The following is a 20,548-nucleotide window of genomic DNA, read 5'->3' on the forward strand; positions in this document are numbered from 1 at the left end:
TTAACCAGGAAAGTATCTCATGCGCATTGAAGAAGATCTGAAGCTGGGTTTTAAAGATGTCCTGATCCGTCCGAAGCGTTCTACGCTGAAAAGCCGCTCTGATGTTGAGCTCGCCCGCGAGTATCACTTTAAGCACAGCGGCTGGCAGTGGTCGGGCGTTCCGCTGATTGCCGCCAACATGGACACCGTCGGCACGTTCAGCATGGCGCGCGTGCTGGCCGGTTTTGATGTGCTGACCGCCGTGCACAAGCACTACAGCGTGGAGCAGTGGCAGGCCTTTGTCTCCAGCGTTGGCGAAGAAACGCTGCGCCATGTGATGGTCTCGACCGGGACCTCCGAGGCGGACTTTATCAAGCTGCGTCAGATCCTCGCGCTTTCGCCGTCCCTGAAGTTCATCTGTATCGATGTCGCCAACGGTTACTCCGAACACTTCGTAGATTTTCTGCGCAAGGCGCGCGACGCTTGCCCGGATAAAGTGATCTGCGCCGGCAACGTGGTCACCGGTGAGATGGTGGAGGAGCTGATCCTCTCCGGCGCCGATATTGTTAAGGTGGGAATTGGCCCCGGCTCCGTGTGCACCACCCGGGTCAAGACCGGCGTCGGTTATCCGCAGCTCTCCGCCGTCATTGAGTGCGCCGATGCCGCACACGGGCTGGGCGGGCAGATCGTGTCCGATGGCGGCTGTACCGTGCCGGGTGACGTGGCTAAAGCGTTTGGCGGCGGCGCGGACTTCGTGATGCTGGGCGGTATGCTGGCGGCCCATGAGGAGTGCGAAGGGCGCATTGTTGAAGAGCAGGGGCGTAAGATGATGCTGTTCTACGGTATGAGCTCGGCCTCGGCGATGAACCGCCACGTCGGCGGCGTCGCAGACTATCGCGCCGCGGAGGGGAAGACCGTTAGCCTGCCGCTGCGTGGTCCGGTGGAAAATACCGTGCGTGATATTTTGGGCGGTCTGCGCTCTGCCTGCACCTACGTCGGGGCATCTCGCCTCAAAGAGCTGACCAAGCGTACGACCTTTATCCGAGTGGCCGAGCAGGAGAACCGAGTCTTTGGCCAAGCCGATTGAGCGCTTGCGTAGAGAATTCTGCTCCGTATCAATAACGCCGGCGATTGCCGGCGTTATTGCATAACGTTGCCCAGACGCAGAATGGGCAGGTACATGGCCAGCACCAGCAGGGCTATCAGGGCTGCGCTTATCATGAGCATGGCCGGCTCCGCCAGCGTGGCCAGTGTCTCACCGCGCCGCTGTGCGCTGTGGCGATAGAACTCTCCCAGATGGCGGCTGACGGCGGCGAGGCGCCCCGCGGCCTCTCCCTGGCGGATCAGCTGTCGACACTGGGGCGGGAAAAGGTGCGGATCGCGCAGGGCCGCTGATAACAGCTCTCCCTGACGTAGGCGCAGCACGCCGCTATGCAGGGCGCGGCGATAGGCCGCCAGCGGTAGAGAGCGGCGGCAGCAGTTTAACGCCGCCGGCAGCGTGATCCCGGCCTGTAGCATCAGTGCCAGCATTTGAAACAGCTGCGCGAGGGTGACATCGCGCAGCAGAGCGCCGTAGCCCGGAAGGCGCAGGGCGAGGTGCTGCAGCGTGCGCTGCAGCCGCGGGCCGCGACGGCGCAGCGCGAGCAGAGCGAGTCCGGCCAGCAGGATACCCACGGCCATCCGGCGCCAGCCCTGACGCAGCGCGTCGGCCAACGTTAGGAGCCGCTGGGTCAGCCAGGGCAGCGGCGCATCGAGCGAGGCGTACAGCTGGGCAAACTGCGGCAGCAGGGTTAACAGCATGCCCAGCGCGATCAGTAGCGCGACCGACAGCAGGAACAGTGGATAGCGCAGCGCGCGCAGCAGGCGTTGGCGCAGCGCGTGCGCCTGCTGCTGCTGGCGGGCCAGCTGGCGGCAGACCTCGGCCAACGCGCCGCTTTGCTCCGCCGCCGCCAGGGCTCGACCGTACAGCGGCGGAAAAATGGCGGACTGCCCGCGCAGCGCCTGGGAGAGCGTCAGCCCATCGGCAACCTCGTGGCTCAGTTGGTGGATCAGCGCCCGCCACTCGGCGTGGGGGTGGCCGTTAGCCATCAGATCCAGCGCCGAGAGCAGCGGTACCCCCGCCTCCAGCAGATCGGCCAACTGGGCAATAAAGTCGCTGCAGGCGCCACCATGCCAGCGATAGCGCAGCGGGCGGCGGGCGGTGACGATAGCGAGCGGCAGGACGCCACGCGCCGCAAGCTCGCGGCGCAGATGACGACGGCTGAGCCCGAGCCGCGTTTCCATCCATCCCCGTCCATCCCGATCGATGAGCCGGCAGTGATACAGCCGGGGCTTCACGCCTGCGGTCCCAGCACCCGTAGAACTTCCCCCCAGGAGGTCTTTCCCTGTTCGGCCAGACGTTGGGCCGTGGTGTGTAGCGGGAGCATCCCCTGCGCTTCGGCCAACTGCTGCAGTCGGGCGCTGTCAGCGCCGCTGCGCATGGCCTGGCGTAGGGTGGGCGTCGGCGTCAGAAGCTCAAACAGGGCGCGCCGACCGCGGTAGCCGCCGCTGCAGTGGGCACACTCGCCCGGCAGCCAGCTGGGACGGCCGGCGTCAGGCTCTCGCTGGCGACAGTGGCGGCACAGGCGACGCACCAGTCGCTGGGCGATGACCAACAGCAGGCTATCGGCCAGTAGATAGGGGGCGATGCCCAGCTGTAGCAGGCGGGTCAGGGTTTGGGCGGCGCTATTGGTGTGTAGGGTCGAGAGTACCAGATGCCCGGTTTGGGCGGCGTTAACGGCGATATGCGCGGTGGTTTCATCGCGGATCTCCCCGATCATGATGACGTCGGGATCTTGGCGCAGCAGGGCGCGCAGTACGGTGGCAAACTGCAGCCCGGCGCGCGGGGCTATCGCGGTCTGATTGATGTTTTCCAGCGGTGTTTCAATGGGATCTTCAACGCTGCAAATATTGAGCGTCTGCGCGTTAAGCCGGCGTAGTCCCGCGTAGAGGGTCGCGGTTTTTCCGCTGCCGGTTGGCCCGGTCACTAAAATCAGCCCCTGGGGCTGCGCTAACGCCTGAGCCAGCGTCTGACGCTGTGCGGGGCTCAGCCCCAGTCGGGCTAGGCTTCGGGGCGTTTCCCGCGTGCTGACCTGGCGCAGCACCGCTTTTTCACCGTGCAGCGTCGGAAGCGTAGAGAGGCGAAAGCTGTGCGTTTGCTCGCTCAGGGGGATGCGCAGCTGACCGTCCTGAGGCAGGCGTCGCTCGGCGATATCCAGACCTGCTAATACCTTCAGGCGAGTCACTAAACGGGTGAATTGCAGCGTGGGGTAGTCTGCCAGCGGGTGCAGTACCCCGTCGATACGCAGCCGTACTTGCCCCCGTGTCTCCAGGGGTTCCAGGTGGATGTCAGAGGCGCGTCGCCGCAGCGCATGTAGCAGCAGCTGCTCCAGCTGTGGGGCAGTTTGGGTATCTTCCGTGGCGGGATACAGCGCCTCCTCCTCCTCTGACTGCCGGCGGCTCAGCGGGCGCCACTGGGCATCCAGACCGGTCGCGAAGCGGATGGCCTCCAGCAGCGCGGCGGGCGCCTCGTTCAGCCCGCCGACGATAATGCTGTGCCGATCCTGATGCAGCAGACGGCAGCGATAGCGGCGGCAGAGCCGCTGGAGATCGCTCATGGTCTCTCTCCGTCGTCGGTCTCGCGCAGGACGCTGCGACAGGCCTCCAGCAGCGCGGCGTTATTCTCTTCGCTCTGGCAGCGCTGCTGCCACCGCAGGGTCCCCGCGCGGCGATCCAGCGTTGGCGTTAGCGTCACCCGCAGACCGGCCAGCGTTTGCTGGCCGCTCAGTGAGATAATGCCCGCATCGACGCTCAGGGTGCTGAGGTAGGTCGAGGGCGGAAATGCCGCCAGCCCCAGCTGCGCTTCGCTGCAGGCGGAGAGGCTGCCCTGCTCCAGCGCACAGAGTTCGACCTCGGTGCGGTAGGGGGTGACCGCCTGTAGAACATCCGTCATGGCCGCTTTTTGCAGGTAGCGTTGATAGGCCGGCACGGCGATGGCGCCGAGAATGGCGATGATGGCGATTACGATCATGAGCTCCAGCAGGGTGAAGCCGTGCTGTGATGACATAGACACCTCCACGGGTTGCGTCAGGTGAGTGTGCTTGAGCGAGCCGCGGCCGACGAGTCGCGCCGACGCAGGCTGCGCGCCGCGCCGAGGCTTAGCGGCATCGGTTGCGCCGGTGTCCGTCAGGGGTGCGGCGTATGCTATAGAATGGGGCGTTGCTTTTCAGCGGCTTCTCGCGGAGAGGGGGCGGCGCGAACGACGAATCATGCTACCCTGTAGGCAGTTTGAATCGCGGGAGGTCGCGTTAGTGATGCAATTAGAGCAGGGGTGGCTGACGGGCGCGCGGCGCGTGCCGTCGCCACATTGTGATGCGCGTCCGCAGGGGGAGCTGCCCTCCCTGCTGGTGATCCACAATATCAGTCTGCCTCCGGGAAAGTTCGGCGGTCCCTATATCGACCGCCTGTTCAGCGGTACGCTGGCGTGTGACGATGATCCCTTCTTTGTCGGATTGCAGGGGCTGCGGGTCTCCGCGCACTGCTTGATCCGGCGCGATGGCGAGATTGTCCAGTATGTGCCTTTTGATCGTCGGGCGTGGCATGCCGGCGTATCACGCTATCAAGGGCGCGAGCGCTGTAATGATTTTTCTGTGGGCATTGAGCTGGAGGGGATGGATACGCTGGCGTATACCCCGCCGCAGTATCGGGCGCTGGTAGAGATCAGCGCGCTGTTGATGCGTCACTACCCGATATCACCGACGCGGGTGACCGGCCATAGCGATATCGCCCCCGGGCGTAAAACCGATCCCGGCCCGGCGTTCCGCTGGGATGAGTACCATCGTTTACTGCGGACGGCGTTGGCCGGATCCGTCGCCACCCCCGATCGTCACTGAAGAGAGAGATACCGGAGATGACGTTATTCTCGCTACTGCTGGTTTTGGGCTGGGAGCGGCTGTTTAAGCTGGGGGATCGCTGGCAGCTGGATCGCTGTCTGGTTCCGCTGTTTGCTCGCGTAAAGCGGGTATCGCTGGCCAAAACGCTGCTGCTGCTATTGCTGTGGATGCTGCTGATCGGCGCGCTGCTCCAGGGGATTAAGGGGCTGTTTTTCGGCCTGCCGACGCTGTTGATGTGGGTTTTCATCGGGCTGCTGTGCTTTGGCGCGGGGGCGATTCGCCGCGACTATCGCGCTTATATGAAAGCGGCGCGGCGGGGAGAACAGGATGCGATGACGCAGATGACGGCGGAGCTGGCGCTGATCCCGGGGCTGTCGGCCGATATGCGCCCGGAGATCCGTCTGCGTGAGCTGCAGAGCGTACTGGTGTGGATCAACTATCGCTTCTATCTGGCGCCGCTGTTCTATTTTGTGATAGCCGGGCCCTACGGGCCGGTGGCGCTGGGGGGCTATGCGCTGCTGCGGGCCTATCAGACTTGGCTGAGCCGTCAGGCCGATCCGCTGGCGCGCGCGCAGGCGGGGATCGATCGTCTGCTGCACTGGGTCGACTGGATCCCGGTGCGGCTGGCCGGGATTGCCTACGCTCTGCTGGGGCACGGTGAGCGTGCGCTGCCGGCCTGGCTGGCGTCGCTGGGCGATCTGCGCAGCGGTCAGTACCAGGTATTGACGGGGCTGGCGCAGCTTTCGCTGGCGCGCGATCCGCAGCTGGATGCGTTAAAGACGCCGCTGGCGGCGGTGACGCTGGCGCGGCGCATTACGCTGGTGCTGATCGTGGCGGTGGCGCTGTTGACCATTTATGGCGCGCTGCTCTAGCGGGATTAGTGGCCGCGTGCGATAGGCGAAAAAAAACCGGCGCGAGCGATAGCGCCGGTTTTTTATTTGGAGGCGTCGCGCGTTAGCCGGGGAGGCGTGCGCTGTGCTTCTGCGAACGCTGCTTAATGGCATAGCCGACGGCCAGTACGATCAGCCAGAGCGGGATCAACAGTACCGAAATCTGGATCCCCGGGGTCAGGAACATAATGACCAGGATGGCGGCCATAAACAGCAGGCACAGATAGTTACCCGCCGGGTACCAGAAGGCGCGGAAACGGGGAACCACGCCTTCGCGGTTTTTCTGCGCTCGAAAGCGCAGATGCGCGACGCTGATCATCGCCCAGTTAATCACCAGCGCGGAGACGACCAGCGCCATTAACAGCTCGAAGGCTTTGCCCGGCATCAGGTAGTTAATCAGTACGCACAGCAGGGTGGCCGCCGCCGAGAGGCCGATCGCGACCACCGGGACACCGCGCCCGTCTACCTTGAGCAGCGCCCGCGGGCCATTCCCCTGCTGGGCCAGACCGAACAGCATGCGGCTGTTGCAGTAGACGCAGCTGTTATAGACCGACAGCGCAGCGGTCAGCACCACGATATTGAGGACGGTGGCGACCAGGTTACTGTCCAGCGCATGGAAGATCATGACGAACGGGCTGCCGCCCTCGACCACCTTACCCCAGGGGTAGAGGGAGAGCAGGATAGCCAAAGCGCCGATGTAGAAAATCAGAATACGGTAGATAACCTGATTGGTCGCCTTGGGAATGCTGCGCTGCGGGTCGTCGGCCTCTGCGGCGGTGATCCCAACCAGCTCCAGACCGCCGAAGGAGAACATGATCACCGCCATTGCCATGACCAGCCCCATGACCCCATTGGGGAAGAATCCGCCCTGATCCCACAGGTTACTCACCGAGGCCTCGGGGCCACCGTGCCCGCTGAACAGCAGCCAGCCGCCAAACAGGATCATCCCGATGATGGCGACCACCTTGATGATCGCGAACCAGAACTCCAGCTCGCCGTAGATTTTGACGTTGGCCAGGTTGATGGCGTTGATCAGCAGGAAGAAGACCGCGGCGGATACCCAGGTCGGGATGTCCGGAAACCAGTACTGTACATAGATACCCACGGCCGTTAGCTCGGCCATGGCGACCAGCACATACAGCACCCAGTAGTTCCAGCCGGAGGCAAAACCGGCAAAGTCCCCCCAGTATTTGTAGGCAAAGTGGCTGAATGAGCCGGCCACCGGCTCCTCGACCACCATCTCACCCAGCTGGCGCATGATCAAAAAGGCGATAAATCCGCCGATGGCGTAGCCCAGCAGCACCGATGGCCCGGCCATTTTAATGGTTTGTGCGATCCCCAGAAACAGCCCAGTACCGATGGCGCCGCCTAGGGCGATCAGCTGTATGTGGCGATTCTTCAGGCCACGGTGTAACTGCTCGCCGTGTTGCTCACTCATATCTCTTACCCTCATCCGGCTCTGTTCAGGGGCACTGCCAGCGCCATTCTGTCATTATAATGATACAAAAATCGTAATTTTATTTTTACATCAGGTTCTAATTCAAATCTGTTATTAATCTACCAACGCACTGAGAATAATGGTATGCGCAAAAAAATGCATCCGATTTCTTGTGCCGCTGCGTTTTGGGGCGGAGAAGACGTGCGGGGCCTACGCTGTGGACACTCTGCACATTGGGTGCGCAGAGCGTCCACGCTCGTATCACGATGATGGGCGATATGCGCGTTGACGTATTTCATTTTTATATTCATTTATTTTGCATATAAATGCTTATTATGATTGGCTTTCACGCTTCAGCTCGCGTGAGTCGTCGTGTATAAAACGTTAACTTCGGCCGCGGAAAGGTAAAAAGTAATACCCTTACTTGGTTATCACGCTGGTGTTTTATTGGTTATTGATTGTTAACAAAGACGGCATTTCATGATTTACATCAATAGTTGTATGGACAAGTGGTGAAGATTTTGTTACTTTGAGGTCATGTTTTTGAAATTGGTAATACCAATTTACTTTGCGGTTCTCCGATGAGAACGTCATCTACGCTCAGAGAAGACATTGCCACATGGCCTACAGCAAAATCCGCCAGCCCAAACTATCAGATGTGATCGAACAGCAGTTGGAATATCTGATCCTGGAAGGAACGCTGCGTCCCGGGGAAAAGCTGCCGCCGGAGCGCGAATTGGCGAAGCAGTTCGATGTATCCCGCCCCTCTCTGCGCGAGGCCATTCAGCGTCTCGAAGCCAAAGGGCTGCTGCTGCGCCGTCAGGGCGGTGGCACCTTCGTACAGGCCAATCTCTGGCAAAGCTTTAGCGACCCACTGGCCGAGCTGCTCGCGGCCCACCCGGAATCCCAATACGATCTGTTGGAAACCCGCCATGCCCTGGAGGGGATCGCGGCCTATTATGCTGCGCTGCGCGGCACCGATGAGGATTTTGTTCGTCTGCGCGAGTGTCATCTGGCGATTGAAAGCGCGCAGGCCGCGGGCGATCTGGACGGCGAGGCCGATGCGGTGATGCAGTATCAGGTGGCGGTGACCGAAGCGGCTCATAACGCGGTGCTGCTCCACCTGCTGCGCTGCATGGCGCCGATGCTGGAAAAGAACGTAAAACAGAATTTCGAGCTGCTCTATGCGCGTCGCGAAATGCTGGCCCTGGTCAGCGATCATCGAGCCAGTATCTTTGCGGCCATCATCGCCCGGGAGCCAGAGCGGGCGCGTGAGGCATCACACCGCCATCTGGCCTTTATTGAAGATATTTTGCTGGAGATGAGCCGCGAGCACAGCCGCCGCGAGCGCTCGCTGCGGCTGCTCCAGCAGCGTAAGGATTGAAAATTGGTTCGCGCGTAGCCCTCCGGGGCGCGCGCGCCGATGTTAACACTAGGCAACTCACCGATTGGGCCTGTCTTCGTGCGTTTTGACCGCAGAGCGCAGGAAGACAGGCTCCAGACAACCCATTTAGACAGATAAGGAATACCACCATGTCAGATCGTTTACTTAATGACGTGGATCCGATCGAAACCCGCGATTGGCTGCAGGCGATAGAATCGGTCATCCGTGAAGAAGGCGTAGAGCGCGCGCAGTATCTGATCGATCAGGTACTGAATTCCGCCCGTCAGGGCGGCGTTAATCTGCCTTCCGCTGCGCTGGCCCACAATTACGTGAACACCATTGCTCCGGAAGATGAGCCGGCCTATCCGGGGAATCTGGAGCTGGAGCGTCGTATCCGCATCGCCATGCGTTGGAATGCGGTGATGATCGTCCTGCATGCGTCGAAGAAAGATCTGGAGCTGGGCGGTCACATGGCCTCCTATCAGTCTTCTGCGACGGTGTATGAAGTGTGCTTTAACCATTTCTTCCGCGCCCGTAACCAGAAGGACGGCGGCGATCTGGTCTACTTCCAGGGCCATATCTCTCCGGGGATCTACGCGCGCGCCTTCCTGGAAGGACGCCTGACCGAGGAGCAGCTGAATAACTTCCGTCAGGAGGTTCACGGCACGGGGCTCTCTTCTTACCCGCATCCGAAGCTGATGCCGGAGTTCTGGCAGTTCCCGACCGTTTCCATGGGTCTGGGGCCGTTGGGGGCGATTTATCAGGCTAAGTTCCTGAAATACCTGAATCACCGCGGTCTGAAAGACACCACGGCGCAGCGCGTTTACGCCTTCCTCGGCGACGGTGAGATGGATGAGCCGGAATCCAAGGGCGCCATCACCATCGCTACCCGCGATAAGCTGGACAACCTGTGCTTCGTCATTAACTGCAACCTGCAGCGTCTGGATGGCCCGGTGACGGGGAACGGCAAGATCATCAACGAACTGGAAGGCATCTTCGCCGGTGCGGGCTGGAACGTGATCAAGGTGATTTGGGGCTCCCGCTGGGATGCGCTGCTGCGTAAAGATACCAGCGGTAAGCTGATCCAACTGATGAATGAAACCCTGGACGGCGACTACCAAACCTTCAAGTCAAAGAATGGCGCCTATGTGCGTGAACACTTCTTTGGCCGTTATCCGGAAACCGCGGCGCTGGTCAAGGATATGTCTGACGATGAGATCTGGGCGCTGAACCGCGGCGGCCACGATCCGAAGAAAGTCTACGCCGCCTTTAAGAAAGCCGAAGAGACCAAAGGTCAGCCGACGGTGATCCTGGTGCATACCATCAAGGGCTATGGCATGGGCGACACCGCCGAAGGCAAAAACATCGCTCACCAGGTTAAGAAGATGAACATGGATGGCGTGCGCCATTTCCGCGATCGCTTCAACGTGCCGGTGGCCGATGCCGATCTGGAGAAGCTGCCGTACGTCACCTTTGACGCCGACTCCGAAGAGGCGCGCTATCTGCATGAGCGTCGCGCCGCGCTGCAGGGCTATGTCCCGACCCGTAGCCCGACCTTTAGCGAGCGTCTAGAACTGCCGGCGCTGGAGGACTTCTCCGCCCTGCTGGAAGAGCAGAACAAAGAGATTTCGACCACCATCGCCTTCGTACGTGCGTTGAACGTAATGCTGAAGAACAAGTCCATCAAGGATCGTCTGGTGCCGATCATCGCTGACGAAGCGCGTACCTTCGGTATGGAAGGGCTGTTCCGTCAGATTGGGATCTATAGCCCGAACGGCCAGCGCTACACCCCGCAGGATCGCGAGCAGGTGGCCTACTACAAAGAAGACGAGAAAGGACAGATTCTGCAGGAGGGGATCAACGAGCTGGGCGCCGGGGCCTCTTGGCTGGCGGCAGCGACCTCTTACAGCACTAACGATCTGCCGATGATCCCGTTCTACATCTACTACTCCATGTTCGGCTTCCAGCGCATCGGCGACCTGTGCTGGGCGGCGGGCGACCAGCAGGCGCGCGGTTTCCTGATCGGCGGCACCTCTGGACGCACCACCCTGAACGGGGAAGGTCTGCAGCACGAAGATGGCCACAGCCATATTCAGTCCCTGACTATCCCGAACTGCATCTCCTACGATCCGGCCTATGCCTATGAAGTGGCCGTGATCATGCACGACGGTCTGGAGCGCATGTACGGTGAGAAGCAGGAGAACGTGTACTACTACATCACCACGCTGAACGAAAACTACCACATGCCGGCGATGCCGCAGGGCGTTGAAGAGGGCATCCGCCGCGGGATCTACAAGCTGGATACGCAGTCCGGCGATAAGGGCAAGGTCCAGCTGCTGGGCTCCGGCTCCATGCTGCGCCACGTCCGCGAGGCCGCGCGTATTCTGTCTGAAGAGTATGGCGTTGGCAGCGATGTGTACAGCGTGACCTCCTTCACCGAGCTGGCGCGCGATGGCCAGGACTGCGAGCGTTGGAACATGCTGCATCCGCTGGAGACCCCGCGCGTACCGTACATCGCTCAGGTGATGAACGATGCGCCGGCCGTGGCGTCTACCGACTATATGAAACTGTTTGCCGAGCAGGTACGTACCTATGTTCCGGCCAGCGATTACCGCGTGCTGGGCACCGATGGCTTCGGCCGCTCCGACAGCCGTGAAAACCTGCGTCACCACTTTGAGGTCGATGCCTCCTACGTGGTGGTGGCGGCACTGGGTGAACTGGCAAAACGCGGGGAGATCGCCGCTTCCGTGGTGGCGGACGCCATCGGCAAGTTCAATATCGATCCGGAAAAAGTAAACCCGCGTCTGGCATAAGAGGTACGGAATAATGGCAATTGCAATCAATGTACCGGACATCGGTGCGGATGAAGTAGAAGTCACTGAAATTCTGGTGAAAGTCGGTGACCGGGTTGATGCGGAGCAGTCTCTGATTACCGTTGAAGGCGACAAGGCTTCAATGGAGGTCCCCTCGCCGCAGGCCGGCGTTATCAGCGCTATCAAGGTTGCGGTGGGCGATAAGGTCACGACCGGCTCTCTGATCATGGAGTTCGAGGCGGCCGATGCCGCTGCGGCCCAGCCGGCGGCCCAAGTGCAACCGGCAGCGGCTCCGGCTCAGGCCGCCGCTGCACAGGTGCGTGACGTTCAGGTGCCGGATATCGGTGGCGATGAAGTGGAAGTCACCGAGATCCTGGTGAAGGTCGGCGACAGCGTTAGCGCTGAACAGTCGCTGATCACCGTCGAAGGCGATAAAGCCTCGATGGAGGTGCCGGCGCCGTTCGCCGGGGTGGTTCAATCCATCGCTATCGCCACCGGAGACAAGGTGAAGACCGGTTCGCCGATCATGACCTTTAGCATCGCGGGCGCCGCCTCTCCGGCCCCGACAGCGGCGGCCGTCGCGCCTGCCGCGCCGGTGGCCCAGGCTGCCGCCAGCCAGCCGGTCAGCGTGCCGGATATCGGCGGTGATGAGGTTGAAGTCACCGAAATTCTGGTCAAGGTGGGCGACAGCGTCAGCGCTGAACAGTCGCTGATCACCGTCGAAGGCGATAAGGCTTCGATGGAGGTGCCGGCGCCGTTTGCCGGGGTTGTCAGCGCCATCGCAGTCAGCGTGGGCGATAAGGTGAAAACCGGCTCGCCGATCATGACCTTCAGCGTGGCGGGCAGCGCGCCTGCGCCGTCGGCATCTGCGCCAGCGACCGCGGCGCCGGTAAGTGCGCCAGCCACCTCCGCGGCTGCAGCGCTTGCGGCGGTACAGACGACGAGCGAGTTCACCGAAAACGCCGCCTATGTGCATGCGACGCCGGTGATCCGCCGTCTGGCGCGTGAGTTTGGCGTTAACCTGGCCAAGGTAAAAGGCAGCGGGCGTAAGGGCCGCATTCTGCGCGAAGACGTACAGACCTATGTCAAAGAGCTGATTAAGCGCGCTGAAACCGCGCCAGCGGCGGCAACCGGGGGCTCTTTGCCGGGTCTGCTGCCGTGGCCGAAGGTGGACTTCAGCAAGTTCGGCGAGGTGGAAGAGGTTGAGCTGGGGCGTATTCAGAAGATCTCCGGCGCCAACCTGCACCGCAACTGGGTGATGATCCCGCATGTCACCCAGTTTGATGAGACCGATATCACCGAGGTGGAAGCGTTCCGCAAACAGCAGAACGTGGAGTCCGAGAAGCGCAAGCTGGGGGTTAAAATTACCCCGCTGGTGTTTATCATCAAGGCGGCGGCCAAGGCGTTAGAGGCGATGCCGCGCTTTAACAGCTCCCTGTCTGAGGATGCCCAGCGTCTGACGCTGAAGAAGTACATCAACATCGGCGTCGCGGTCGATACGCCGAACGGCCTGGTGGTTCCGGTGCTGCGCGACGTCAACAAGAAGGGCATCATCGAGCTGTCGCGCGATCTGGCGGAGATCTCAGCCAAGGCGCGCGCCGGCAAGCTGACCGCCGCGGACATGCAGGGCGGCTGCTTCACTATCTCCAGCCTGGGCGGTATCGGCGGCACGGCGTTTACGCCGATCGTCAACGCACCGGAGGTGGCGATCCTGGGGGTATCCAAGTCGTCGATGAAGCCGGTATGGAATGGGAAAGAGTTTGCGCCGCGCCTGATGCTGCCGCTGGCGCTCTCCTATGACCATCGGGTGATCGACGGTGCCGACGGCGCCCGCTTTATCAGCTTCATCAACAGCGTGATGTCCGACATCCGCCGCCTGGTGATGTAAGCCGAGGGCCGGCGCATGCGCCGGCCTTTTTCTTGAATTCGCGGTATGGCGGGCGCTGGCTCGCGTCAGCCATACCGCCAGAGACAGACGTCGGCGGATCATCCCTTTACAGAATTATTAACATTTCTGTAAACTGTGGGACGCGACGGGTGTCCCGGCGGAGGCCGCGGCGCCGCGGTGATATCAGCCCGTGGGGCGGCGGACGGTCGGTCTGGATGCCATAGCGGTGCATCCACGCCGCCGGAAAAACAATAAAGAGGTCATGATGAGTACTGAAATCAAAACTCAGGTCGTGGTACTTGGGGCGGGCCCGGCAGGGTATTCTGCGGCGTTCCGCTGCGCGGATTTAGGGCTGGAAACCGTGATTGTCGAGCGTTACTCCACCCTGGGCGGGGTGTGCCTGAACGTCGGCTGTATCCCCTCCAAGGCCCTGCTGCACGTGGCTAAAGTGATTGAAGAGGCCAAGGCGCTGGCGGAGCACGGTATCGTGTTCGGCGAGCCGAAGACCGACATTGACAAGATCCGCACCTGGAAAGAGAAGGTGATCGGTCAGCTGACCGGCGGCCTGGCCGGTATGGCTAAAGGCCGTAAGGTGCGGGTGGTCAACGGGCTGGGTAAGTTTACCTCGGCCAACACCCTGACTGTTGACGGGGAAGCCGGGCAGACGGTGATCCACTTTGATAATGCGATCATCGCCGCCGGTTCTCGCCCCATCCAACTGCCGTTTATCCCCCATGACGATCCGCGCGTATGGGATTCGACCGACGCGCTGGCCCTGAACAGCGTGCCGCAGCGCCTGCTGGTGATGGGCGGCGGGATTATCGGCCTGGAGATGGGGACGGTATATCATGCGCTGGGTTCCGAGATCGACGTGGTTGAAATGTTCGATCAGGTGATCCCGGCCGCCGATAAGGACGTGGTAAAAGTCTTTACCAAGCGTATCGGCAAACGCTTTAACCTGATGCTGGAGACCAAGGTCACCGCCGTGGAGGCCCGAGAAGACGGGATCTATGTTTCCATGGAAGGCAAGAAGGCTCCGGCAGAGGCACAGCGTTATGACGCTGTGCTGGTGGCCATCGGCCGCGTGCCGAACGGTAAGCTGATCGACGCCGGTCTGGCCGGGGTTGAGGTGGATGAGCGCGGCTTTATTCACGTGGATAAGCAGCTGCGTACCAATGTGCCGCACATCTTCGCCATCGGCGATATCGTCGGTCAGCCGATGCTGGCGCACAAAGGGGTTCACGAGGGGCACGTTGCCGCCGAGGTGATCGCCGGGATGAAGCACTACTTCGATCCGAAGGTGATCCCTTCTATCGCCTATACCGAGCCAGAGGTTGCATGGGTCGGTCTGACGGAAAAAGAGGCGCGCGAGAAAGGGATCAGCTACGAAACCGCCACCTTCCCGTGGGCGGCCTCGGGGCGCGCCATCGCCTCTGACTGTGCCGACGGCATGACCAAGCTTATCTTCGACAAAGAGTCCCACCGCATCATCGGCGGGGCGATTGTCGGCACCAACGGCGGCGAGCTGCTCGGTGAAATCGGTCTGGCGATCGAGATGGGCTGCGATGCGGAGGATATTGCCCTGACGATTCATGCCCACCCGACCCTGCATGAGTCGGTTGGCCTGGCGGCGGAAGTCTACGAAGGTAGCATCACCGACCTGCCGAATCCGAAGGCGAAGAAAGCGTCGCGTTGAGTGAGCGCCAGTAAAAACGGCTCCCTACTGCGGGAGCCGTTTTTTTTTGCCAGTCGCTGCCGTCAGTCATACCGAAAGCCGATAAAAAAGGCGAGGGCCGGTATGCAGATCCCCAGTCCCAGTGAGCAGAGAAAGTAGTTCATTCCCCACAGAAAGCCGTCGTGATCCAGCATTTCCTGCCCGTTAAGGCCGCTGTCCAGCGCCAGCGCGTTTTCGCTGTGGCTGAGGTCGATAAGATAACACAGCGCGCCGACGGCCAGTATTAGGGAGAGGATTTGCAGCAGGGTCAGGCAGCGCGAGTGCGTGGTCGTCAATGACATCGTCGCCTCCCAGGCCGCTGAAAGCGTGGCATGATACAGAAAAATCACCGAGGGTAAACGTAAAACAGGTCAGATCTGTGCGTTAATCGTACGTTTTTGCCCGGCCAAAAGTGGTTTTATGCGCTTATGTTGCTTTTTTGTAAACCGTTTAACACGGTGGCTAAATGCTGATATGCTGAAAAGGCTATCCGGGTATCCGACAGGCGGTCAGGCGATGGGTTAGGGCACGGCACGCTACCGGCATCCCGGTATCTACAATGACAATGAGAGCGAGGAGTCGAGTCGTGCTAAAAGAATACCGTGAGCACGTCGCCGAGCGGGCGGCCCTGGGTGTGGTTCCTAAGCCGCTGGACGCGGCGCAGATGGCAGCGCTGGTTGAGCTGCTTAAGTCACCGCCGGCGGGCGAGGAGGCCCTGCTGCTGGATCTCTTGACCAACCGGGTACCGCCGGGCGTTGATGAGGCGGCCTATGTGAAGGCGGCCTTCTTGGCCGCGCTGGTGAAGGGCGAGGCCCACTCGCCGTTGGTCAGCGCCGCCAAGGCGCTGGAGCTGCTGGGAACAATGCAGGGTGGCTATAACATTCATCCGCTGATTGAGGCGCTGGATAACGCGGCGCTGGCGCCGATCGCCGTCGGCGCACTGTCCCATACTCTGCTGGTCTTCGATAGCTTCCACGACGTTGAGCAGCGCGCGCGCGCCGGGAATGCGTTTGCCCGCCAGGTGCTGCAGTCCTGGGCCGATGCCGAATGGTTCCTGTCCCGTCCGGCGCTGGCGGACACGCTGACGGTGACGGTCTTCAAGGTCAGCGGTGAAACCAATACCGACGACCTGTCCCCGGCGCAGGATGCCTGGTCCCGCCCCGATATTCCGCTGCACGCGCTGGCGCTGCTGAAGAACCCGCGCGACGGCATCATCCCGGATCAGCCCGGCGCCGTGGGGCCGATCCGTCAGCTGCAGACGCTGGCCGAGCAGGGATACCCGCTGGCCTACGTCGGCGATGTGGTGGGCACCGGCTCCTCGCGTAAATCGGCGACCAACTCGGTGCTGTGGCTGATGGGGGAGGACATCCCCTTCGTGCCCAATAAGCGGGCCGGTGGCGTCGTGCTGGGCGGTAAAATCGCGCCGATCTTCTTTAACACCATGGAGGATGCCGGTGCGCTGCCGATCGAGGTGGACGTCAGCCAGCTGCAGACCGGTGAGGTTATCGATATCTACCCCTATCGGGGGGAGATCCGCCGTCATGCCGACGGTGCCCTGCTGGCGACCTTTGCCCTGAAGACCGAGGTATTGCTGGATGAAGTGCGCGCCGGCGGGCGTATTCCGCTGATCATCGGCCGGGCGCTGACGGCGCGCGCGCGCGAGGCGCTGGATCTTCCGCCCAGCGATGTCTTCCGCCAGCCCAAAGCGGTCAGCGACAGCGGCAAGGGATATACCCTGGCGCAAAAAATGGTGGGGCGCGCCTGCGGCGTAGCCGGCGTACGTCCAGGCCAATACTGCGAACCGCGGATGGCCTCCGTCGGCTCGCAGGATACCACTGGCCCGATGACGCGTGATGAGTTGAAGGATCTGGCCTGCCTGGGTTTTTCCGCCGATCTGGTGATGCAGTCCTTCTGTCACACGGCTGCCTATCCCAAGCCTATCGATGTGCAGACGCACCACACGCTGCCTGACTTCATTATGAACCGGGGCGGGGTGGCGCTGCGTCCAGGCGATGGCATCATCCACTCCTGGCTGAACCGAATGCTGCTGCCGGACACCGTGGGTACCGGCGGCGACTCCCATACCCGCTTCCCTATCGGGATCTCGTTCCCGGCAGGATCCGGCCTGGTGGCATTTGCCGCCGCGACCGGGGTGATGCCGCTGGATATGCCGGAGTCCGTTTTGGTGCGTTTTAAAGGGCAGATGCAGCCGGGGATCACCCTGCGCGATCTGGTCCATGCCATCCCCTATCACGCGATCCAGCAGGGGCTGCTGACCGTCGAGAAGCAGGGGAAGAAGAACATCTTCTCTGGACGGATCCTGGAGATCGAAGGGCTGCCGCAGCTGAAGGTCGAGCAGGCCTTTGAGCTGGCCGATGCCTCGGCGGAGCGTTCGGCGGCCGGCTGCACCATTAAGCTGGATCGTGAGCCGATCGTGGAGTATCTGCAGTCCAATATCGTGCTGCTCCGCTGGATGATCGCCGAGGGCTACGGCGATCGCCGTACCCTGGAGCGCCGCATCCGCGCCATGGAGAAGTGGCTGGACGATCCGCAGCTGCTGGAGGCGGACGGTGACGCCGAGTATGCCGCGGTGATCGAGATCGATCTCGACGCGATTAAAGAGCCTATTCTGTGCGCCCCCAACGATCCGGACGATGCGCGTCTGCTGTCACAGGTGGCCGGGGCGAAGATCGATGAGGTCTTTATTGGCTCCTGTATGACCAATATTGGCCACTTCCGCGCCGCCGGTAAGCTGCTTGATAGCCATCAGGGTCAGCTGCCGACGCGGCTGTGGGTGGCGCCGCCGACCCGTATGGACGCCGCGCAGCTGACGGAGGAGGGGTACTACAGCGTGTTCGGCAAGAGCGGCGCGCGCGTTGAGATCCCAGGCTGTTCCCTGTGCATGGGCAACCAGGCGCGGGTGGCCGACGGGGCGACGGTGGTATCGACGTCGACGCGTAACTTCCCGAACCGCCTCGGCACCGGCGCTAACGTCTATTTGGCATCGGCCGAGCTGGCGGCGGTGGCGGCCCTGCTGGGTCAGCTGCCGGACGTCGCGCAGTATCAGCAGTTTATGGCGAAGGTGGGGGCGTCGGCGGCAGACACCTACCGCTATCTCAACTTTAATCGCCTGACGCCATACACCGAGAAGGCCGGGCAGGTGATCTTCCAGACCGCGGTGTAATCGCGCCCCCAGGGCTTTCGCGGGGGAGTCCGTCTGTGCGGACTCCCCCTTTTTATGGGTGTTACATAGCCTTGCATGGGGTCGACATAACTTGACGTTTAACCTCGTAACCTAACGCTATTGTGCCGATCCTGGGGGAGTGGAGATGAAAAAAGGCTGGATGGATCAACTGCAGTCGCTGCTGGGCGACACTAAGCGCGGCAGCGGCGGCGACGGGCTGGGTAAACTGCTGGCACCGGCGGCGCTCGGTGGCTTGGCCGGCGTGCTGCTGGGGAATAAATCCGTGCGTAAGCAGGCGGGCAAGCTGGGTAAGAACGCCCTGCTGCTCGGCGGCGGCGCGGCGATCGGCGCCCTGCTGTGGAATAAATACCGCGAGCGGGTGCGGGAGACTCACCGCGATGAGCCGCAGTACGGCCAGCGGAGCGCGCAGCCCGATGCGCGCGCGCGGCGTCTGGTGCAGGCGTTGGTGTTTGCCGCGAAAAGCGACGGCCACATTGATGCTCGGGAGCAGCAGGCCATCGACGATGCCCTGACGCGCCTGGCGCTGGGCGATGAGGCGCGCGAGTGGGTGCGCCAGGCGTTGGATCGTCCTCTCGATCCGCATCTGCTGTCCCGTGAGGTGCAGGACGAAGAGGAGGCGCTGGAGATTTATGCTGTGAGCTGTACGGTCATCGACATCGACCATTTTATGGAGCGCAGTTACCTGGATGCGCTGGCGCAGGCGCTGGGCATTCCATCGGACGTGGCGCAGGGCCTGGAGCGTAATATTGGCGCCGGGAGCGCATAGCGCAGGGCATCCCGCGCCTATTGACCCTCTGGGGCTTTTTTGCTGAAATCGCTCGCCACACAGCGCGGAGACCCAGTCTCCGCGTTATTTTTTGCAGATTGCGAGCCGGATTTCAGGTCGCATCGTGGCGCTGGGTTACACTGAAAAAGAGTCCCCTGATGGGGCAGAGAGGGAGGGCTGGCTGTGGATTATGAATTTCGCCATGATATTGGAGGCCAGGTGATCGCGCTGTTTTCGATGGGACATGAGGCCGTCGGGCACTGGCTTAACGAAGAGGTCAAAGGGGATTTGGCGCTGCTGTCGCGCATCGAGCAGGAGGCCGCGGCGCTGAAGGGCAGCGAACGGCAGTGGCAGCTAGAGGGGCATGAGTACACCCTGTGGCTGGACAGTGAAGAGGTGATGGTGCGCGCTAACCAGTTGGCGCTGGAGGGCGATGAGCTGGATGACGGCATGCGCTATTACGATGAGGAGAGCCTCTCGCTGTGCGGGCTGGAGGATTTTCTACAGGTGCTGGCGCGCTACCGCAGTTTTATTCAGCAGCGCTAATCGCGGCGGGCCGTCGCGCTCGTCCGGCGGCTGGCGCTCCAGCACAGCAATGATCCCAACACCACCAGCAGCACGCCGGACCACAGGCTGCTCGGGGTCGGCGCCGCCAGCCACAGCGCGGCAATGGCAATGGACAGCAGCGGCGTAAAGTAAGAGAGGGCGGCGACCAGGGTGGCGTTGCCCTTTTTCATGGCCTGATCCCAGCACAGATAGGCGATGGCGGTGCTGCTGCTCATCAGCAGCAGTTCGCCCAGCGCCGCGCGGGTGATGCGCAGCGGAGGCTGCGGCGTCAGCAGCCATAGCAGCCACAGGCACAGGGCCGTCATCAAGAGAAACAGCGGCAGGGCGCCGCGGCTGGGCTGATAGTAGCGCAGCAGGTTGGAGTAGATGGCCCAGGCAAAGGCGGCGCCGAAGGCCAGGGCGTAGGCCAGCGGATTGCCGCTCAGATTGCGGTACAGGGCGACGGGATCGACGCCGGCGTCTCCGCCGACGACCCAGACGACGCCGCTGAAGGCCAGCAGCGCGCCGGGCCAGAGCCACCAGCGTACGCGCAGCCCCAGCAGCGGGACGGCGAACAGCAGCGTCAGGCTAGGCCACAGGTAGTTGATCAGCCCCAGCTCCAGCGTCTGGGCTCGGTTATCCGCCAGGCCGATGGCCAGAGCGAAGGCCACCATATAGAACACAAACAGGGTGCCGCAGCCGAACAGGTATCCCGCTCGCTGGCCGCGTACGGCGGGCTTTCCCGCTGCGCACCATACCAGCAGGCCGCTCAGGGAGTAGATAGCGGCACCCGCGGCGGTCGGGCCCAGGGTCTCCGCCAGGCTGCGCGTCAGGGCGACGCTCATGCTCCACAGCAGAATGGCGCACACGCCCAGTAACGTCGCTCGGTGTTTCATGGCCATCCTCCCTGTTGTGCCCAGGCGCTGACTGTAACATGTTTATGTTATCTGGCGCAGGAGGAGGCGAGGTGAAATGATTTCACATAGGCGGGCGT

General features: G+C 61.9%; 16 protein-coding genes. 10 read left to right on the top strand and 6 right to left on the bottom strand.

What is annotated here, in order from left to right:
* Positions 1-19: 19 nt before the first annotated feature.
* Positions 20-1,066, top strand: coding sequence for a GMP reductase (locus L1P05_RS03240; protein WP_012847522.1), 1,047 nt, complete (start codon positions 20-22; stop codon positions 1,064-1,066).
* Between the two features lie 53 nt (positions 1,067-1,119).
* On the opposite strand, the gene L1P05_RS03245 is transcribed toward L1P05_RS03240, so the two are convergent.
* Genes L1P05_RS03245 through ppdD form a run of 3 tightly spaced genes read right to left on the bottom strand, consistent with a single transcriptional unit; the run spans position 1,120 to position 4,084 of the window.
* Positions 1,120-2,262: a type II secretion system F family protein gene (locus L1P05_RS03245; protein WP_012847523.1), complete on the bottom strand. Its 1,143-nt coding sequence runs from the start codon at positions 2,260-2,262 to the stop codon at positions 1,120-1,122.
* A 50-nt stretch (positions 2,263-2,312) separates the two neighbouring features.
* Complete coding sequence (locus L1P05_RS03250; RefSeq protein WP_012847524.1) at positions 2,313-3,635, bottom strand: GspE/PulE family protein; 1,323 nt, start codon at positions 3,633-3,635, stop codon at positions 2,313-2,315.
* Positions 3,632-4,084, bottom strand: a complete 453-nt coding sequence (ppdD, locus tag L1P05_RS03255; RefSeq protein WP_012847525.1) for a prepilin peptidase-dependent pilin — start codon at positions 4,082-4,084, stop codon at positions 3,632-3,634. Before ppdD ends, L1P05_RS03250 begins: the two co-directional genes overlap by 4 nt.
* 247 nt (positions 4,085-4,331) lie before the next feature.
* On the opposite strand from ppdD, the gene ampD reads away from it, so the two are divergent.
* Together ampD and ampE are read left to right on the top strand one after the other, a co-directional pair.
* On the top strand, positions 4,332-4,910 hold the full coding sequence (gene ampD, locus L1P05_RS03260) for a 1,6-anhydro-N-acetylmuramyl-L-alanine amidase AmpD (RefSeq protein ID WP_041692486.1): 579 nt from the start codon (positions 4,332-4,334) through the stop codon (positions 4,908-4,910).
* A gap of 17 nt (positions 4,911-4,927) precedes the next feature.
* The gene (ampE, locus tag L1P05_RS03265; protein ID WP_012847527.1) at positions 4,928-5,782 is read left to right on the top strand and encodes a beta-lactamase regulator AmpE; all 855 of its coding nucleotides are present in this window, start codon (positions 4,928-4,930) and stop codon (positions 5,780-5,782) included.
* Between the two features lie 82 nt (positions 5,783-5,864).
* Here ampE and L1P05_RS03270 read toward each other — a convergent pair whose 3' ends face one another.
* A complete protein-coding gene (locus L1P05_RS03270) occupies positions 5,865-7,238 on the bottom strand; it encodes an amino acid permease (protein WP_012847528.1) in 1,374 nt (457 codons plus the stop codon).
* A 619-nt stretch (positions 7,239-7,857) separates the two neighbouring features.
* Here L1P05_RS03270 and pdhR point away from each other — a divergent pair.
* The 4 genes from pdhR to lpdA all read left to right on the top strand — a co-directional run bounded on the left by pdhR (position 7,858) and on the right by lpdA (position 15,019).
* On the top strand, positions 7,858-8,622 hold the full coding sequence (gene pdhR / locus L1P05_RS03275) for a pyruvate dehydrogenase complex transcriptional repressor PdhR (RefSeq protein ID WP_012847529.1): 765 nt from the start codon (positions 7,858-7,860) through the stop codon (positions 8,620-8,622).
* Between the two features lie 149 nt (positions 8,623-8,771).
* Complete coding sequence (aceE, locus tag L1P05_RS03280; protein WP_012847530.1) at positions 8,772-11,435, top strand: pyruvate dehydrogenase (acetyl-transferring), homodimeric type; 2,664 nt, start codon at positions 8,772-8,774, stop codon at positions 11,433-11,435.
* A 13-nt stretch (positions 11,436-11,448) separates the two neighbouring features.
* Complete coding sequence (gene aceF, locus L1P05_RS03285; RefSeq protein ID WP_012847531.1) at positions 11,449-13,323, top strand: pyruvate dehydrogenase complex dihydrolipoyllysine-residue acetyltransferase; 1,875 nt, start codon at positions 11,449-11,451, stop codon at positions 13,321-13,323.
* Between the two features lie 265 nt (positions 13,324-13,588).
* Complete coding sequence (lpdA, locus tag L1P05_RS03290) at positions 13,589-15,019, top strand: dihydrolipoyl dehydrogenase (protein ID WP_015460964.1); 1,431 nt, start codon at positions 13,589-13,591, stop codon at positions 15,017-15,019.
* Between the two features lie 62 nt (positions 15,020-15,081).
* Here the strand turns inward: lpdA and L1P05_RS03295 are convergent, their stop codons facing one another.
* Entirely contained in the window at positions 15,082-15,339 is a 258-nt protein-coding gene (locus L1P05_RS03295) for a hypothetical protein (protein ID WP_012847534.1), read from the bottom strand.
* Between the two features lie 284 nt (positions 15,340-15,623).
* Between L1P05_RS03295 and acnB the strand changes: the two genes are divergently transcribed.
* The 3 genes from acnB (at position 15,624) to yacL (ending at position 19,554) form a co-directional block, all read left to right on the top strand.
* Positions 15,624-18,221, top strand: coding sequence for a bifunctional aconitate hydratase 2/2-methylisocitrate dehydratase (gene acnB / locus L1P05_RS03300; protein ID WP_012847536.1), 2,598 nt, complete (start codon positions 15,624-15,626; stop codon positions 18,219-18,221).
* Between the two features lie 145 nt (positions 18,222-18,366).
* Complete coding sequence (locus L1P05_RS03305; protein WP_012847537.1) at positions 18,367-19,008, top strand: tellurite resistance TerB family protein; 642 nt, start codon at positions 18,367-18,369, stop codon at positions 19,006-19,008.
* A 183-nt stretch (positions 19,009-19,191) separates the two neighbouring features.
* Entirely contained in the window at positions 19,192-19,554 is a 363-nt protein-coding gene (yacL, locus tag L1P05_RS03310; protein ID WP_012847538.1) for a protein YacL, read from the top strand.
* Here the strand turns inward: yacL and yddG are convergent.
* The gene (yddG, locus tag L1P05_RS03315) at positions 19,551-20,450 is read right to left on the bottom strand and encodes an aromatic amino acid DMT transporter YddG (RefSeq protein WP_012847539.1); all 900 of its coding nucleotides are present in this window, start codon (positions 20,448-20,450) and stop codon (positions 19,551-19,553) included. The two genes, yacL and yddG, sit on opposite strands and share 4 nt — an antisense overlap.
* Positions 20,451-20,548 lie beyond the last annotated feature (98 nt).

The organism is Edwardsiella piscicida, assembly GCF_021733145.1.
Taxonomy (GTDB): Bacteria; Pseudomonadota; Gammaproteobacteria; order Enterobacterales; family Enterobacteriaceae; genus Edwardsiella; species Edwardsiella piscicida.